The sequence below is a fragment of the Anaerostipes sp. MSJ-23 genome (assembly GCF_018918155.1).
Taxonomy (GTDB): Bacteria; Bacillota; Clostridia; order Lachnospirales; family Lachnospiraceae; genus Anaerostipes.
This window is the reverse complement of record NZ_JAHLPY010000002.1, coordinates 254,929-271,935: the sequence shown is the minus strand read 5'-3', so window position 1 is coordinate 271,935 and position 17,007 is coordinate 254,929. Positions and strand designations below refer to the sequence as shown.

The window sequence follows — 17,007 nt, the reverse complement described above, 5'->3', positions numbered from 1 at the left end:
CCTGTGAATGACGGTTATCATTTTCAATCTTAAATTAAGCCAGTTTTTCTTTTGCAACTTCAACTAAAGCTGTGAAAGCTTCTGGTTCGCTGATAGCCATTTCAGATAACATTTTTCTGTTAATTTCAACTTCAGCTAATTTTAATCCGTGCATTAATTTGCTGTAAGAAAGTCCGTTCATTCTTGCAGCAGCATTAATACGTGCAATCCATAACTGTCTGAACTGACGTTTTTTCTGTTTTCTTCCTGCATAAGAACTTGTTAAAGCTCTCATAACAGACTGTTTTGCTACTCTATACTGTTTAGATCTGGCTCCTCTATATCCTTTTGCCAGTTTTAATACTCTATTATGTTTTTTCTTTGCGTTCATTCCGCCTTTAATTCTTGCCATTGCTTACATTTCCTCCTTAACGATCCATCTTACAGATATGGTAAAATCTTCTTCATATTCTTTTCGTTTGTTGCATCTGTCATTGCAGCTTTTCTTAAATTTCTTTTTCTCTTAGGAGATTTCTTTGTTAAGATATGGCTCTTATATGCCTTATTTCTTTTTAATTTTCCTGTTCCTGTCTTTTTAAATCTTTTTGCAGCTGCTCTACATGTCTTCATTTTTGGCATGATGATTTCCTCCTTCAATTCTTCCTGTATCTACTCATTATTTGAATATAGGCTCCATTCTAGTTTTTTGGAGCTAAAAACATAGTCATGCTTCTTCCTTCAAACTTCGGTTTCTTATCGATTGTTGCGATATCTTCCAATTCTTTTGCAAAGTCATCCAAAATTCCCTTGCTGGAATTTACATGAGCCAGCTCTCTTCCTCGGAAACGAAGAGTAACTTTAACTCTTGCTCCTTTTGAAAGGAATTTTCTTGCATGATTAATCTTTGTATTTAAGTCATTGGTATCAATATTTGGTGACATACGGACTTCCTTGATATCGATGACTTTCTGTTTCTTCTTTGCCAGCTTTTCTTTTCTTGTCTGCTCATATTTATATTTTCCATAATCGATAATCTTGCAGACTGGTGGTTTTGCCTTTGGTGAAATTTTTACAAGGTCTAATCCAGCTTCATCAGCCAGCTTCTGTGCTTCTCTTGCGGACATAATTCCAAGCTGTTCGCCATCCTTTGCGATCAGACGTACTTCCTTATCTCTGATCTGTCCGTTAATCATTAAATCGCTAATAATCTACACCTCCATGATAATAAAAAAGTGGATAGTTACAAGACTATCCACAGTAAATTCAAGCATGATCACGATACATCATATTCTTAAACGTTAACCCAAGACACATTTCTAAAAAACTCTTTTGTGCTAAGGTGAGAGTGGATACTCTTCTTTGCTGTAATGTTGCTCCACGCAACTTCACTTATCTTAGCACATCAAGTTTTTTCTGTCAAGTGTACACCAGGTAATTTCTATTTTATTCTTCTTTCTCTTTATAGTCATAATTATAATATTCACTATATCTACGATCACCATAAACGCTTCCTCTATGGTCAACTTTGTTCAAGACAGCTCCAAGTACACGGATATTACCACGTCTTAACTGTTTTACAACACCTTGAACAAAATTTCGTCTTACAGTTCCCTGTTGAATAACCACAATTGCCCCATCACAATATTTTCCAATAATTGCTGCATCAATAACAAGACCTACTGGAGGTGCATCTACGATAACAAAATCAAAATCTTCTCTCACTTTTTCCATAAACTCTTTAAAAGTTTCTGAGTTTAAAAGACTTGTTGGGTCTGGTGAAAGAGGTCCTGCAGGTACAAAATAAAATCCTGCCTGATCTACTTCATAAATCACTTCATCCATTGTAGCCTGTCCACTTAAATAATGACTAAATCCCTTTTCAACTCCCTGCATATGATGTGTTACTGCCATGACAGATCTTCTAAGATCACAGTCAATCAGAAGAATTTTCTTATTATTTTCTACCAATCTTCTTGCAAGTTCCATGGAAACAGTTGATTTTCCTTCATTCGCAATACTACTTGTCATTTCGACAACTTTGATATCTTTCCCAAGGAATGCAAGATTTGTTTTTAACTTGCTGAATCCTTCTGTCATTTGATAATCATCCATTGCAGGTAAATCCATTGTAATTTTCTTCATTTCCTAATTACCTTTTTCCTTTCTTTCCACGTTTGGAACGTCTGCTTGATTTCTTTAACGGCAGCTGTGTCAACATGTTTGTATCCAAATATTTTTCGATATCTTCTTCTTTGCGGATTGTATCGTTCATTATAAACTGAACAATAACAACTGCTGCTGCCAATACGAATCCAAGAACTGCGCCAATCAATGTATTTTTTGAAAGACTTGGACTATCTGGTTTATCCGCTTCATAAGCTTTTTCGATGATTGTTGGAGCTTTGATGTCCATCTTTTCAGAAACAGTCTTTGCTGTTACTTGTGCAAGTTCCTGTGTCATTTCCTGTGCCATTTTCGGATCGGAATCGGTAACCTTAATTTCCATAATTCGTGTATCAGTTGGGTTCTCAACTGTAATTTTCTTTTCTAATTCTTTATAATCCAAATTCAGCCCAAGATCTTTGATTACCTGTTCAAGAACTGGTCTTGTTTTTACGATAACCATATAATCCTGTGTTAACTGAGTTCCAAGTGTCAGATCAGTTAACTGAGAAATTCCACTTTTTGACATAACATAAAGCTGGGCACTAGAAGAATATTTTGGTGTAATTGCAAATGTTGTAATCAATGCGGATACTCCCCCAAATATAACCGTTGTCAGTAAAATTGCAACGATTCTTTTTTTCAGTGCCAAAAATAACTCTCTCAAGTCAATTTCAATTTCGTCATTTTCTAACTCATACATTCGTACTTTTCTCCTTTATCCATCATATATACTTCCCTTCGAGCAGAGCTGCGGGGTTATCATAGAGTACTTCCTCTGCTCCCCTTTTTAAAAGAATTCTTTCTGCCTGGTCCAAATCAGGACGACGTGTTTCAAGGTTGTGGCAGTCACTTCCTACAAAATGAAGAAGCCCCTCCTTCATTAACTTTTTAACAAAGGATGCCATTGGATGAAACATTCCACCCGGAATACTCTCTGCGTTTACCTGCAAATAGGCCCCTGCATCTACAAGCTCTTCTGCACGTTTTATCTTCTTGAAAACGGCTTCGTATCGTTCTACATGAGCAATCACCGGTATGTATCCTGCATAACCAAGTTCATGTACTGCCTGAAAAATAACAGAAAAAGGATCTTGTACTCCAAATTCTACAAGTACATACTTTGTATCATTTAGTGTTAACGCTTTTCCCTTATCTAAATCCTTCACTGTATTTTGCTGATAATAAAGCTCACTTCCAAGATATAATTGAATTCCAAGGTTGTATCCTTCTACTTTTTCACATAACATGTGGAAATGTTCTTTCAAAAGTTCTTTGTCTGGATGACCAAACTTTGGCCCATAATGAGGGGTCAACAAAATCTTGTCAACTCCCTGCCTTTTCTCTTCATGTAAAAGTGCAATGGATTCCTCTATATCTTTTGCTCCGTCATCTACTCCATAAATTATGTGTGTATGAATGTCAATCAATCCCATATTCAGCCTCCATCATTTTACTATTTTAAATTTCAATTGTAAATATATTTTTCTAAATATTCTATTATTCTCTGCTGAATTCTTCAAGTTCCAGTCCCTCGTTACGATCTAAAACAAACTGAATTCCCCATTCATTTTTGAATAATAGCAATGGATTACCTTTCATATCTTTTACTTTTTTAACCTCTGCAACACCGCGAAGTTTATTCATATCTGTATTTCGATCCTTAATCCATCGGATTGCCTGATAAGGAAGGGGTTCCAGACGTACTTCACAGTTGTATTCATTTTCCAGACGATATTTTAAGACATCGAATTGCAGTGTTCCTACAACACCAACGATAATTTCTGCAAATCCTGCCTCATGTTCCTGGAAGATCTGAATTGCACCTTCTTGTGCAATCTGTTCCACACCTTTGACAAATTGCTTTCTCTTCATGGAGTCTAACTGAATCACTCGTGCAAAATGTTCCGGTGCAAATGTTGGAATTCCTTCATATTCAAAATCATCTTTTGGAAGGCATACCGTATCTCCAATTGAAAATACTCCAGGATCAAAAACACCAATAATATCTCCAGCATATGCTTCGCTGACAACCTTACGCTCCTGAGCCATGATTTGCTGAGGTTGAGATAGACGCATCTTTTTACCATCCTGCACATGTTTCACTTCCATGTTTGCCTCAAATTTTCCAGAACATATTCTCATAAATGCGATACGGTCTCTATGATTCTTATTCATATTTGCCTGAATCTTAAAAACAAACGCTGAAAATCCATTGGTAACCGGATCCACTTCTTCTCCTTTAGAAATTCTTGGAAGCGGCTGGTTGGTCATTTTCAGAAAATGTTCCAAAAATGGTTCTACGCCAAAGTTTGTCAAAGCAGAACCAAAAAATACTGGAGACAGTTTTCCTTGATGAACTTTTTCCATATCGAGTTCTGCTGCCGCTCCATCAAGCAATTCAATTTCTTCCATTAAATTGTCATAGAAGTCTTCCCCAATTAAAGCCTTTGCATTTTCATCATCGGCAGATATAATTGTTTCTTTTGCTTCTTTTGATCCCCCAGTTGAAACAGCTTCAAAACGAAGAATATTTCTAGATGCTCTCTCATAAACACCTTTAAATTCTTTTCCACACCCAATCGGCCAGTTGATTGGACATGTTTCGATTCCAAGGACTTTTTCAATATCATCCAGCAAATCAAACGTATCCTTTGCTTCTCTGTCCATCTTATTGATAAATGTGAAAATTGGTATATGGCGCATAACACAAACTTTAAATAATTTAATTGTCTGTGGTTCTACACCTTTCGATGCATCAATGACCATGACTGCACAATCTGCAGCCATCAGGGTACGATATGTGTCCTCTGAAAAATCTTCATGCCCTGGTGTATCCAAAATATTGATACATTTTCCCTCATATTCAAACTGTAATACAGAAGAAGTAACAGAAATTCCTCTTTCTTTTTCAATTTCCATCCAGTCCGAAACTGCATGTTTTGCATTAGCCTTTCCTTTTACAGATCCAGCCGTATTAATTGCTCCTCCATAAAGCAAAAACTTTTCCGTCAAAGTCGTTTTTCCTGCATCCGGATGCGAAATGATCGCAAAAGTTCTTCTTCGGGCAATTTCCTGTTCTATATTGTTTGCCATTCTTTCTTTCCTCTTTTCTAGTTCAATGCATACACTTAGTCATAATATCATAACCTGGTAAAAAATTCTACTATCGAATCATATTTTCCTTGAAAAACAGCCATTTTCATAGCATTTTACTGGACGCGTTCTCTCAAAAAAGATATAATATTAACAAATATTTAAATCTGGAGGAAAGAATGATATGAGTATTACTACATTAACAAATAAAACAATTTCCATCGCTTTGAAGTCCCTCGGAGCAGAACTAACTTCCATCAAAGACACTGATCAGACCGAATATTTATGGCAAGGGAACCAAAATTTCTGGGGTGGACAGGCTCCGGTTTTATTTCCAATCGTAGGATCCATCCGTAACGGCAAAGCAACCATCTCTGGAAATAAAACTTGCTCTTTTGGTCGTCATGGGCTCGCAAGAAAGCTCGAATTTACGTTGCTTTCTTCCACAGATACATCTGCTGTATATTCTCTTCGTGCCGATGAAAGCACAAAAAAACAGTATCCTTTTGATTTTGAATTACAAATGATCTATGAACTGATCGATTATGGAGTAAAAGTTACACATAGAGTGATCAACCACGATTCTATACCAATGCCGTATTGTGTTGGTGGGCATCCTGCCTTTAACTGTCCAATCTCAAAAGATGAATCTTTTGAAGACTACATCGTAGAATTTGAACAGCCAGAAACTGCCAACTGTGCATTGCTTGATGAATCTGGCCTGATTCATAACGAAAATCGTGTTCCTGTTCTTAACAACGAGAAAACAATTTCTTTAAAACATTCCCTCTTCTATAAAGATGCTCTGATTTTTGATGAATTAAAATCTCGCAAGGTTTCTTTAAAACATAAGACTTTAGAAAAAGGTATTTGCGTAACATTCCCAGATTTTGATTATCTTGGTGTATGGTCCAGCGCTAATGATGGACCATTTGTTGCACTCGAACCATGGAGTGGAACTGCAACCTGCAGCGATGAAGACGATGTTTTCGAACATAAAAGGGGAGTACGTACTTTGCAGCCAAAAGAAGAACAAAGTCTAAGCTTTACGATTCAGATTATTAAAAAATAACCATGAAGCAGCACACTTTCACCTCGATTGACATATAACAGTACTTCATATAGATGTTTTCTAGTTATTTTTTAATTTTATTCTTATGAATATTTTACATAAAGATACCTCTGATTCCATTTTTTAAATCAGAGGTATCTTTATAATTGTATGATATAGCTTATAAGAGGTTACAAAACACAGATATCAAATTGATATTCTTTGTTTTCTCCTGGTTTGGCCATCTGTAAATTTCTCTTTTCTTCAAAACGATCACTTTCATCACTACATGTAGATAATCCTATCCAAGGTTCCAAGGCAATAAATGGTCCTTTATTTGCCGTAGACCATAACATCAGATATGGAAAATCTTTAAAAGAAAGAGTGAGTCCTTTGTCATGTTTTTTCCCGCGCAATGTCACTTTTCTTGAAACCAGCTTGTCAAGAATGATCATATCTTTTTCAAATAATTTATGGCGAAGTTGTAAGATATTCTGGTCTTTCAAAAATGGTGTGCGGTGTTTCATATCAATCAGACCGGTTTCTGATATCGGCGTTGGCACATCACATGTTTCTTTTTTTTCAAATACAAGTTCATAATCTTCGTAAGATTCCCCATCATAAAATGGACAACAAAATCCTGGGTGTCCTCCGATAAAGAACGGCATTTCCTCATCTTCCGATGTATTTTCCACGATGTACTTTGTCGTAATTGTCTTTCCTTCCAGTGTATAACGAATTCTCAGGCGGAAGCTATATGGATATTGTTCTTTCAGTTCCTCATTGCTTTCTATTTGAAATACAATGCTGTCATCTGTTTTTTCTACAAATTGAAATTCCTTTTTTCGTACGATTCCATGTCTTGGCATTTTTGTTATTTTCCCATGTCCGATTTCCGCCTGATCATTTCTCAGACTTCCGCAGATTGGAAAAAGTACAGGTGCCTGCCCGCTCCAGTATTGTTTATCTCCTTGCCAAAGATATTCTAGTCCGTCCTTATCTTTTATTGAATGAAGTTCTCCTCCAAAAGATTCAAAAACTACGGTCAATGCTTCACTTTTTAATGTATATTCCATATCAGATTCCTCTAAACTCTTTCTATCGTTACCTTTGGCAGAATTTCTTTCACATCTTCCATACGAATATGTCCAGTTTCTGGATTGATTGCATTTGCTGCTGAGACGGCAATGGCATAAGAAAGTGCTTCTTCAATTTTCATTTCACGCTTCATTGCTACTGCAAATGCTCCTACCATAGAATCTCCGCAGCCAACCGTATTAACTGCTTTTAATTTTGGCGGTCTTCCATGAAAAATTCCTTCCTCAGAAACAACCAAAGCACCGTCTCCACCTAAAGAAACTACTACATATTCAATTCCATATTGATCTCGCATTTTTTTTGCAGCATCAACGGTCTGCTGTCTGTCTGTAATCTTAACTCCAAGAATCGCTTCCAATTCTTCATCATTCGGCTTGATCATCGTTGGACCTGCCTTGATTCCTTCCTCTAAAGCTTCTCCACTCGTATCAAGAATCACACATTTTCCTTTTTCTTTGATTCTGTTTACCATTCTGGCATAAACATCTTTTGGAACTCCTGCTGGAACGCTTCCTGAAATTGTAAGAACATCACTTTTTTCAATCATCGGATCAAAATCTTTAAAAAACTGTTCGACTTCTTCTTTGCTTACCGGTGCTCCTGGTTCCAGAAATTCCGTAGAAGTCTCATCTTCCGCCAAAATATTAATACAGCTTCTTGTCTCATTTTTTATGCTTGTAAACTGATTTTCAATGCCATCGTTTTGTAATAGAGCTTTGACATAATCTCCGTTAAATCCACCGGCAAATCCTGTCGCAAAAACATCTTCTCCGCAAAAGTCAATAATTCTTGCGACGTTGAGTCCCTTCCCACCAGCAGAATTGATACACTTTTGTACTCTCGCAACTGTTCCTGGTTCTACTTTGCCTTTAATATAGTAAGCTTTATCCACTGATACATTTAAAGTTACCGTTGTAATCATATTTACGCCTCACTGTCAATTAAAATTTTTCCTTTTACAGTTCCTGGTGTTTTATACATTTCAAATGCTTCATCAATCTTACTTAATGGTTGTTTCTTAAAAATTAGCGCGTCTTCAAATTTTAACTGTCCAGTCTTAAAATAATGAGCTGTAAGAACCCATTCTTTTCCTGGAAAAGGAGAAAAAACAGTGAAATTTACCTACTCACTCCTCAAAATGAAGCGCATCCATTGCTTCTAATCCCACTGCCTTATTTACTGGATCAATTCCAAAGACGATACCAATAACTGCAGAAAGCAGTCATATAATCATGCTAATTAATATAAAAAATGTATAAGATAACGCTGTACTTTTGTCAATAGATATATTAAAATACATGAAGCAAAAATACTTTAAGGAGGTCTTTCTAATGGACTGGCATGGAAAACGTTTTTATTCTTTCGATAGCTTTTTAAAAAATTATTTTGGAGAAAAAGTTTATAAAGTATCCTTGGATGGTGGATTTACTTGTCCAAATCGAGATGGAACCATTGGAAATGGAGGCTGTATTTTTTGCAGTGAAGGAGGGTCTGGAGATTTTGCCTGCGACCGTTCTCTATCCATAACTGATCAAATTTCACAAGGCATTTCCAGAGTTTCTAAAAAAATAGAACACGGAAAATATATTGCCTACTTTCAAGCTTTTACAAATACTTATGGTCCTTTGGAAAAATTAGAACACCTTTTTACGGAGGCAATTTTAGACTCAAGAATCATTGCTTTAGCTATCGGAACAAGACCAGACTGTCTTCCTCCTCAAGTTCTTTCTCTGCTATCTAGACTAAATAAAATAAAACCTGTCTTTGTAGAACTTGGGCTTCAAACAATCCATGAAACAACTGCCAAATTTATCCGACGCGGATATTCTCTATCCTGTTTTGAAAAAGCTGTTTCTAATCTCCATGAAATTGGGGTTTTTACTGTAATTCATTTGATTTTAGGACTTCCCGGTGAAACAGAAGATATGATGCTTGATTCAGTCCGTTACTTAAATATGCTTCCCATCCATGGCGTCAAATTTTCTATGCTTCATATTTTAAAACATACGGATCTTGCCGACTATTATGAAGCACATCCATTTCCTGTTTTTACTTTAGATTCTTATGTAGAACTACTTTTGCAATGTATAGAAACCCTAAGAAAAGATATCGTCATTCATCGTCTGACTGGAGACGGTCCAAAAGATCTACTAATCGCTCCAATGTGGAGCTTGAACAAAAGAAAAGTTCTAAATGAAATTGCCCATCAAATGAAAATAAAAAATCTCCATCAAGGGGATTTATACTTTAACTTATAATAAAAAATAAAAAACAGAATTCTGTTGTCTTAGAATTCTGTTTTTATTTTATATTTCCTGCAATGCCTTTTTCAGTTCTTTTGCTGTTTGTACTTCTATATCCGGTACAATATTTCCCTCTGGCATTGGCCGTTTTCGATGATTAAACCAAATCACATGCCATCCGGCATTTTTTGCTCCAACTACATCAACTTCAAAAGTATCTCCGATAAACCATGTTTCCTCTGGTTTCAGTTGCATTGCTTCCTGAACTTTATAGAATGCCTGTACATCTGGTTTTGCCGCCCCAATTTCATCTGAAATAAACATGGTATTCTGATCAAACCAGTTAGAAAGATGAAGCTTTTGTATTTTCTTTCCCTGATTTTTGACTTTTCCATTTGTCAGCACACCAATTTTCTCAAAATCAGATTGACACATCGTAAGAATATCTGCAATCTCTTTTGGCACATGAATATGATTTTGATGATAACGATAACGTTCTTCAAATGTCTTTGCCTGCTCTCGCTTTACATCTATTCCAACATCTTTGTAAGTTTTTATAATCCGATAAGCGAACTCATCTTCGTTTGGGATTTTTCCTTCTATAGCCATATAAAATGCTTCATCGCTATAAGTTCTTGAAGCTTTGAAAAGTTCTTCACAATTTGCATCTGTCTGATCTGCAAAAAGTTCCTCATGTGCTTTTTGAAACGGTTCCATCAAATCATATAATGTGTCATCTACATCAAAAATAATATTTTTCATTTTAAATTAACCTTAATTTCTCAAGTGCTGTTGTAATTCCTTCTTCTTTTGTTGTTCCTGTTACCATTTTAGCTACTTTTCCTACTGCATCACTGTGACGTCCCATGGCAATTCCTGTCCCAACAGCTTTCATCATTTCTACATCATTATCTGCATCTCCAAATGCATAGCTATTTTCTTTTGCAATTCCCAATTTTTCAAGAACTTCCTTTATCGCATCTCCTTTTGTTATTCCTTTTAATGTAATATCAATAAAATTTTCGCGAACATGCTTTGCGCATTCAAATTCATTGGCAAATTCTTTTTTAAAGTCTTCAAAGACATCCGGTGTCTTATAATTCATCACTAATTTTGCAATATGATTATTTTTATCCCGATATTTCCATGGGGCAAACCACCGTTGTGGAAGACTGAATAATTCACAATGATAAGCAAAAAATTCCTCATCACTGTGCAGATAATAGGTAATATCCTGGGTCTCCAGCTGAATAATAGTATCTCTTGGAAAATATTCATCAATTACACGAAACAAAAGTTCATCCGGAATCGAAATATCACGAATCACTTCTCCTGCAATTTCTGTATAACTTCCATTACAATTGATACTTCCTTCAAATTTATCAATATCCGCTTCAAGGAAACGCTTGGTTCTTCCAGAACATAACATCGTAAGGTAACCATTCTCTTTCAGCTTCTTCAAGGATTCCACTGTTTTCGGTGTTGCTGTGGCAATCCGATCTACCTCATCTACTGTTGTCCCATCATAATCAAAAAAGACAACCCCTTTATACTGCTTCATAAATTTCCTCCATAAATATAATCTGATTTCATTGTACTGATAAAAGAACAAAAATTCAACAAAAAAAGAACCAACCTGTAAAAATCAGCTTTTTTCACAGATTGATTCCTTACAAAAACTTATATATTAGCTAAAATTTCATTTAAAATCTGGTTAACAATACCAGGATTTGCTTTTCCCTGTGTTGCTTTCATTGTCTGTCCAACAAGGAATCCAATCGCTTTTTTCTTTCCGGCTTTATAATCTTCTACAGATTTTGGATTATCTGCTACGATTTTTTCAATGGTAGCTCTTAAAGCGCCTTCATCATTCATAGATTTTAACCCATGTTCTTCTACATAAGCTACAGGATCTACATTTTCACTAAAAATCTTTTCAAAGACTTCTTTTCCGACTTTACGGTTAATTTCATTTCCTTTGATCATCTCGATCAGTTTTGCGAGATGTTCTGGTGAAAATGCGACATCATCAATTTCCATTTCAGATTCATTGACAAGACGCATTGTTTCTCCCATCAGCCAGTTAGATACTTCTTTAGGATCAGATCCAAGTGCAATCGTTGCCTCGAATAGATCTGCCAAATGTTTCGAACCTGTAATAATATCAATATCATAATCTGGAAGATCATATTCTTCTTTATAACGTTTCATCTTTTCATCACGAAATTCTGGCTGTGCACTTCTAATTTCCTCAATCCACTCATCGCTAATCTCTACTGGTACAAGATCTGGATCTGGGAAATAACGATAATCCTGTGCATCTTCCTTAGAACGCATCGCATAAGAAGCACCTTTTGTATCATCCCAACGACGAGTTTCCTGTACAACTTTCTCTCCTGCTTCAATTAGATCAATCTGACGTTCCATTTCTCCCTCAATTGCACGTTTGATTGCCTTAAAAGAGTTCAAGTTTTTCATTTCTGTACGTGTTCCAAATTCTTCTGCTCCAACTTCTCGAACAGATAAGTTTACATCTGCTCTCATAGAACCTTCCTGCAATTTGCAATCTGACGCACCAAGATACTGAATAATTAATCGAAGTTTTTCCAGATAGGCAATTACCTCATCCGCAGAACGCATATCCGGCTCTGACACAATTTCAATCAACGGAACACCAGAACGGTTAAAATCTACAAGAGAATCTCCTGTCCATGGATCATGAACAAGTTTTCCTGCATCTTCTTCCATATGAATTTCATGAATACGGACGTCCTTTTTTTCTCCATCTACATCAATTTCTACTTTTCCATTCCGACAAATCGGCAGATATAGCTGGGAAATCTGATAGTTCTGTGGATTATCCGGATAGAAATAATTCTTTCGATCAAATTTACAATTCTGTGTAATCGTACAATTTGTCGCAAGTCCAACAGCTGTTGCATATTCTACCACTTGTTTATTTAATACTGGGAGAGAACCTGGCATACCTGTACATACCGGACAAGTATGTGTATTCGGAGCTCCTCCAAATGCAGTGCTGCATCCACAGAAAATCTTTGTCTTTGTTGCCAATTCTACATGAACTTCCAGTCCAATGACGGTTTCATACTGTTTACTCATGCTCTGCACCTCCTTTTGCAATTTCTGGAGCTTCATAGGTTCTTGTCTGTTCAAATGCATAGGCTGCACGGATAACTTTCTTTTCCTGGAAACAGTCACCAATAATCTGTAATCCAATTGGCATTCCGTTGCTATCCTTTCCACATGGAAGAGACATTCCCGGAAGGCCTGCAAGGTTCACAGAAATCGTATAAATATCTCCGAGATACATCTTGATTGGATCACTTAAACTATCTCCAATTTTTGGTGCTGTTGTTGGAGCTACCGGTCCTAAAATTACATCATATTTTTCAAATGCCTTGTCAAATTCTTTTTTGATAAGTGCTTTTGTACGAAGTGCTTTTAGATAATAAGCATCATAATATCCAGAACTTAATACAAAAGACCCAAGCATAATACGACGTTTTACTTCCGGCCCAAATCCTTCAGAACGTGTCTTTTTGTACATATCATGAAGACCTTCATAATCTTTTGCACGATATCCATATTTTACTCCATCAAAACGAGAAAGATTGGAACTTGCTTCTGCAGAAGCAATGACATAATATGCTGGAATTGCATATTCTACCAATCCAAGATCAAATTCTTCTACGATTGCACCTTTTTCTTCTAGTACCTTTGCTGCATTTTTTACTGCCTGACCAACTTCTGAATCTAACCCTTCTCCAAAGTAATCTCTTGGAATACCAATCTTTAATCCTTTTACATCATCAACGAGGGCAGATGTAAAATCATAAGCATCCAATTTTACAGAAGTAGAATCTTTTGCGTCATAGGATGCAATTGTCTCCAGCAATGCTGCACAGTCAGAAACATCTTTTGCAATTGGCCCAATCTGATCCAGAGAGGAACCATAAGCAATCAATCCATAACGCGATACCGTTCCATACGTTGGTTTCATTCCTGTTACACCACAATAAGAAGATGGCTGACGGATTGAACCACCTGTATCAGATCCAAGTGCCATAAAACATTCATTTGCTGCAACAGCTGCAGCAGATCCTCCAGAAGAACCCCCAGGTACTTTATTCGTATCCCATGGATTTCTTGTAACACCAAATGCAGAAGTTTCTGTTGTGCTTCCCATGGCAAACTCATCCATATTTGTTTTTCCTAAAAATACAACACCCGCATCCATCAAGTTTTCAATAGCCTGTGCGGAATATGTTGGTACAAAATTTTCAAGGATTTTCGAACTACAGGTTGTTGTATATCCTTTCGTGCAAATATTATCTTTGATTGCCATCGGCACACCTGCAAGCGGTCCTGTATATTTTCCTTCTTCTATTCCTTTTTGTACTTCCTGTGCACGTTTTAATGCGCTTTCTTCGTCATATGATACAAAACCATGGATATCTCCATCCACTGCCTTGATCTGATGAAGTGCTGCTTTCGTTGCTTCCACAACCGAAATTTCTTTCTCTTTTATCTTTCTGCCCAGCTCTAAGGCAGTTAATCCTAAAATATTCATCGCTGCCTCCTATATAATTGTCTTTGGTACAACAAAAGCGTGATCCTGTTCTTCCGGCGCATTTGCCAGTGTATCTTCGCTTCCATCTCCATTTGTTACAACATCCTCACGAAATACATTGTGTACCGGAAATACGTGAGACATTGGTTCTACTCCACTGGTATCTAACTCATTTAATTTATCTACATAATCCAGCATGCTTTCCATATCTTTTTTTGCCTGCTCTTTTTCCTCACCAGATAGTTCCAGTTTGGCAAGAATACCGACATACTCGATTGTCGCATCATCAATATGATTTGCCATTTATTTTCCTCCTGTCATTTCTTATGCAATTAATGTTACCATAATTTTCAGATTTTTCAAATATAAATATGATTTATCATCTGCTTTATATGCTCAAAAATTTCCGGTGCAGCCTCTGAAAGAAAAGACAAAAGATAGATAATCGCAATTAAAATGAAAATAAAAATTTTACTTATCTTCCGGTTTTTTTTCTTTTCTTGCTTATAAGCATTATTCTTCTTTTTATTTTCATCTGAATGTTTTTTCTTATCATGAGCAAAAACAGGCGTTTTTGTTTTTTGATCTCTCGTCAGAACATCCCAATGATCCTTCTCCATCTGATTTTGCTGTTTTAGACGTGTGAAATCATAACCACACATCGGGCAGATTCCATTTCTTAATTTTTCTTCACAAATGGGACACTTTGTATATTTCATGCACCCTCCCTTTTCTTATCTGCAGATTATAAAACACCATCTTCCTGTAACATTTTTCCTACTTCCACATATTCACCAATACTTGCTTCAACATAGGCTATTTCTTTTTCTGTTAACTGTCTCTTTATTTTTGCAGGGCTTCCCATCACAAGACTTCCATCTGGAATTTCAACATTCTGAGTGATAAGACTTCCTGCTCCAATCAGACAATTCTTGCCTATCTTTGCTCCATTCATCACAATCGATCCCATTCCAATCATCGTGTGATCTCCAATCTGACATCCATGAATAACTGCATTATGTCCAATCGTAACACCATCTCCAATTTTCACACTGTATCCTTCATCAACATGAATCGTACAATTTTCCTGAACATTGCTTTTTTTACCAATAACAATCGATTCATCACCCTCACAGCGCATAGCTGTAAAAAACAATACCGTAGATTCTTCTCCAATTGTAATATTTCCGAGTAAAACGGTCTCTTTTGCTACTTTCGCTGAATCTGCAATTTTTACTTGTCCGTAATTCATTTCAACCTCCTGTTTTCTTTACTCAGTCCTTACTTTCAATCATTAACAGCAATCCAGAGTGGTATTCTATAATTCCCTCTGTCTCTTGCAACTCATTACTAATTGCTCTTGTTTTATGAAATACGAGCGTATCATTATTTAACAGATATTTAAATCCACGAAGCGTTACACCTTCTGCCTCATAGAATGGAATCAAAGAAACATATGTTCCAAACTGTTCTTCCTTTTTTATACAAAACTGATGTGGCAAGACAGTGATTCGATTATGTGAATCTACCATCTGGGCTTGAATTCCCCTTTTATGTGCAAATACAAGTTGTCCAATATTTCCAAGAACATGATCTAGTCTTGTACCAGTTGCTCCAAGCATTAAAATCTTATCTGCATCTATTTTTATAGCTTCCTGCATTGCAAGTCCTGTATCTGTGTCGTCTTTTTCACATGGAAAAATCATTTTTTCCTCTGTCGAAAAATGATCCATAACTTTCTTATCGCAACTGTCAAAATCTCCAAGAATTATATCCGGTTGAATCGACAATTTTTCTGCCTGCGCAAGACCCTTATCAGCCGCAATAATTTTATCTGGCTTCCATTCCTTGATATAGGATGAGGCGAAGACCGGGTCAAAGTCTCCGCCTGTTAATATCAGTACTTTCATTACCATTTTCTCTTTTCTTTTAATTCTGTATAAATATTTACATAATTATCGTATCGGATCTGGCTGATTTTACCCTCTTCCAGTGCCTTCTTTACCCCGCAGTCTGGTTCATGTGTATGACTACATCCCTGAAATCTGCACTGATCCTCATACTGTGCAAATTCCTGAAAATAATCCTTAATTTCTTCTTCCTCAAACATATGAATAAAAAGAGAGCTAAATCCTGGCGTATCAAGAACAAATGTATCCTCTTCGATACAGATTAATTCTGAATGTCTCGTTGTATGACGCCCTCTTTTAATCTTTTCACTGACTTCACCAGTTTCCATTTTAGCATCTGGCTGCAATAGATTCATCAGAGAAGATTTTCCAACACCAGATGGTCCAGCAAGAACTGTTGTTTTTCCATGGGTCAATCCACGAATCTCATCAATTCCCTCTTCTTCCTTTACACTAATAAATTTTACGAGATGCCCACAATTTTCATATACCTTTTCCAAAAGTTTAAGATCTTTTTCTTTTGCCAGATCTACTTTATTAAAACATACAATAACCGGAACATCTTGTTTTTCCATCATCATTAAAAAACGGTCAAGAAGATTATAATTCGGATTCGGATTTTTAGCTGCAAAAATGACAAGTGCCTGATCCACGTTGGAAACGGCTGGTCGAATTAGTTCATTGGATCTTGGAAGAATTTTTACAAGATTTCCTTCCTGATCCGCTTCATCCAAAATATCAATTTCTACATTATCACCAACCAGAGGTTTCACTTTTTTATTTCTGAAAATTCCTTTTGCCCTACACTGATAGACTTTCTCTCCTACTTGAACATAATAAAATCCAGCTATTCCTTTTATAATCTTTCCCTGCATT

At 36.3% G+C, this 17,007-nt stretch carries 20 protein-coding genes and 1 pseudogene; 2 read left to right on the top strand and 19 right to left on the bottom strand.

The genetic code is table 11. The features are described from left to right. Positions 1 to 34: 34 nt before the first annotated feature. The 7 genes from rplT to KQI71_RS03165 form a co-directional block, all read right to left on the bottom strand. Entirely contained in the window at positions 35 to 391 is a 357-nt protein-coding gene (rplT, locus tag KQI71_RS03195) for a 50S ribosomal protein L20 (protein ID WP_216434020.1), read from the bottom strand. Positions 392 to 420: 29 nt separating this feature from the next. Continuing rightward, entirely contained in the window at positions 421 to 618 is a 198-nt protein-coding gene (gene rpmI / locus KQI71_RS03190; protein ID WP_008393260.1) for a 50S ribosomal protein L35, read from the bottom strand. Positions 619 to 677: 59 nt separating this feature from the next. After that, a complete protein-coding gene (gene infC / locus KQI71_RS03185) occupies positions 678 to 1,172 on the bottom strand; it encodes a translation initiation factor IF-3 (protein ID WP_216434018.1) in 495 nt (164 codons plus the stop codon). A 250-nt stretch (positions 1,173 to 1,422) separates the two neighbouring features. After that, entirely contained in the window at positions 1,423 to 2,121 is a 699-nt protein-coding gene (locus KQI71_RS03180; RefSeq protein ID WP_216434016.1) for a CpsD/CapB family tyrosine-protein kinase, read from the bottom strand. A 7-nt stretch (positions 2,122 to 2,128) separates the two neighbouring features. Further along, on the bottom strand, positions 2,129 to 2,845 hold the full coding sequence (locus tag KQI71_RS03175; RefSeq protein ID WP_216434014.1) for a YveK family protein: 717 nt from the start codon (positions 2,843 to 2,845) through the stop codon (positions 2,129 to 2,131). A 22-nt stretch (positions 2,846 to 2,867) separates the two neighbouring features. Continuing rightward, positions 2,868 to 3,578, bottom strand: coding sequence for a CpsB/CapC family capsule biosynthesis tyrosine phosphatase (locus KQI71_RS03170; RefSeq protein ID WP_216434013.1), 711 nt, complete (start codon positions 3,576 to 3,578; stop codon positions 2,868 to 2,870). A 64-nt stretch (positions 3,579 to 3,642) separates the two neighbouring features. After that, positions 3,643 to 5,238: a peptide chain release factor 3 gene (locus tag KQI71_RS03165; RefSeq protein WP_216434011.1), complete on the bottom strand. Its 1,596-nt coding sequence runs from the start codon at positions 5,236 to 5,238 to the stop codon at positions 3,643 to 3,645. A gap of 184 nt (positions 5,239 to 5,422) precedes the next feature. Between KQI71_RS03165 and KQI71_RS03160 the strand changes: the two genes are divergently transcribed. Beyond that, on the top strand, positions 5,423 to 6,310 hold the full coding sequence (locus KQI71_RS03160; RefSeq protein WP_216434009.1) for an aldose 1-epimerase family protein: 888 nt from the start codon (positions 5,423 to 5,425) through the stop codon (positions 6,308 to 6,310). A 170-nt stretch (positions 6,311 to 6,480) separates the two neighbouring features. Here the strand turns inward: KQI71_RS03160 and KQI71_RS03155 are convergent, their stop codons facing one another. The 3 genes and pseudogenes from KQI71_RS03155 to KQI71_RS12950 all read right to left on the bottom strand — a co-directional run. Further along, a complete protein-coding gene (locus KQI71_RS03155; RefSeq protein ID WP_216434007.1) occupies positions 6,481 to 7,365 on the bottom strand; it encodes an aldose 1-epimerase family protein in 885 nt (294 codons plus the stop codon). Between the two features lie 11 nt (positions 7,366 to 7,376). Then, a complete protein-coding gene (gene pfkB / locus KQI71_RS03150) occupies positions 7,377 to 8,309 on the bottom strand; it encodes a 1-phosphofructokinase (RefSeq protein WP_216434005.1) in 933 nt (310 codons plus the stop codon). 2 nt (positions 8,310 to 8,311) lie between these two features. Then, positions 8,312 to 8,491: pseudogene (locus KQI71_RS12950) on the bottom strand (galactitol-1-phosphate 5-dehydrogenase); the annotation flags it as partial. A 227-nt stretch (positions 8,492 to 8,718) separates the two neighbouring features. On the opposite strand from KQI71_RS12950, the gene KQI71_RS03145 reads away from it, so the two are divergent. Then, entirely contained in the window at positions 8,719 to 9,645 is a 927-nt protein-coding gene (locus tag KQI71_RS03145) for a TIGR01212 family radical SAM protein (RefSeq protein ID WP_216434003.1), read from the top strand. Positions 9,646 to 9,693: 48 nt separating this feature from the next. On the opposite strand, the gene KQI71_RS03140 is transcribed toward KQI71_RS03145, so the two are convergent. From KQI71_RS03140 to rsgA, 9 genes are all read right to left on the bottom strand, one after another. Next, positions 9,694 to 10,392 carry an HAD family hydrolase gene (locus KQI71_RS03140; protein WP_216434001.1) on the bottom strand — a complete coding sequence of 233 codons (699 nt, stop codon included), beginning with the start codon at positions 10,390 to 10,392 and terminating at the stop codon, positions 9,694 to 9,696. A 1-nt stretch (position 10,393) separates the two neighbouring features. Next, a complete protein-coding gene (locus tag KQI71_RS03135; protein ID WP_216433999.1) occupies positions 10,394 to 11,191 on the bottom strand; it encodes an HAD family hydrolase in 798 nt (265 codons plus the stop codon). 119 nt (positions 11,192 to 11,310) lie between these two features. Further along, positions 11,311 to 12,750 carry an Asp-tRNA(Asn)/Glu-tRNA(Gln) amidotransferase subunit GatB gene (gene gatB, locus KQI71_RS03130; RefSeq protein ID WP_216433997.1) on the bottom strand — a complete coding sequence of 480 codons (1,440 nt, stop codon included), beginning with the start codon at positions 12,748 to 12,750 and terminating at the stop codon, positions 11,311 to 11,313. Continuing rightward, the gene (gatA, locus tag KQI71_RS03125; protein ID WP_216433995.1) at positions 12,743 to 14,221 is read right to left on the bottom strand and encodes an Asp-tRNA(Asn)/Glu-tRNA(Gln) amidotransferase subunit GatA; all 1,479 of its coding nucleotides are present in this window, start codon (positions 14,219 to 14,221) and stop codon (positions 12,743 to 12,745) included. Before gatA ends, gatB begins: the two co-directional genes overlap by 8 nt. Positions 14,222 to 14,230: 9 nt before the next feature. Further along, positions 14,231 to 14,524, bottom strand: coding sequence for an Asp-tRNA(Asn)/Glu-tRNA(Gln) amidotransferase subunit GatC (gene gatC / locus KQI71_RS03120; protein ID WP_216433994.1), 294 nt, complete (start codon positions 14,522 to 14,524; stop codon positions 14,231 to 14,233). A gap of 56 nt (positions 14,525 to 14,580) precedes the next feature. Further along, positions 14,581 to 14,940: a hypothetical protein gene (locus KQI71_RS03115; RefSeq protein ID WP_216433992.1), complete on the bottom strand. Its 360-nt coding sequence runs from the start codon at positions 14,938 to 14,940 to the stop codon at positions 14,581 to 14,583. 26 nt (positions 14,941 to 14,966) lie between these two features. Then, a complete protein-coding gene (locus KQI71_RS03110) occupies positions 14,967 to 15,473 on the bottom strand; it encodes a gamma carbonic anhydrase family protein (RefSeq protein WP_216433990.1) in 507 nt (168 codons plus the stop codon). A gap of 22 nt (positions 15,474 to 15,495) precedes the next feature. Then, positions 15,496 to 16,131, bottom strand: coding sequence for a thiamine diphosphokinase (locus KQI71_RS03105; RefSeq protein WP_253287901.1), 636 nt, complete (start codon positions 16,129 to 16,131; stop codon positions 15,496 to 15,498). Further along, positions 16,131 to 17,006, bottom strand: coding sequence for a ribosome small subunit-dependent GTPase A (gene rsgA, locus KQI71_RS03100; RefSeq protein WP_216433986.1), 876 nt, complete (start codon positions 17,004 to 17,006; stop codon positions 16,131 to 16,133). Before rsgA ends, KQI71_RS03105 begins: the two co-directional genes overlap by 1 nt. Position 17,007: the final 1 nt, after the last annotated feature.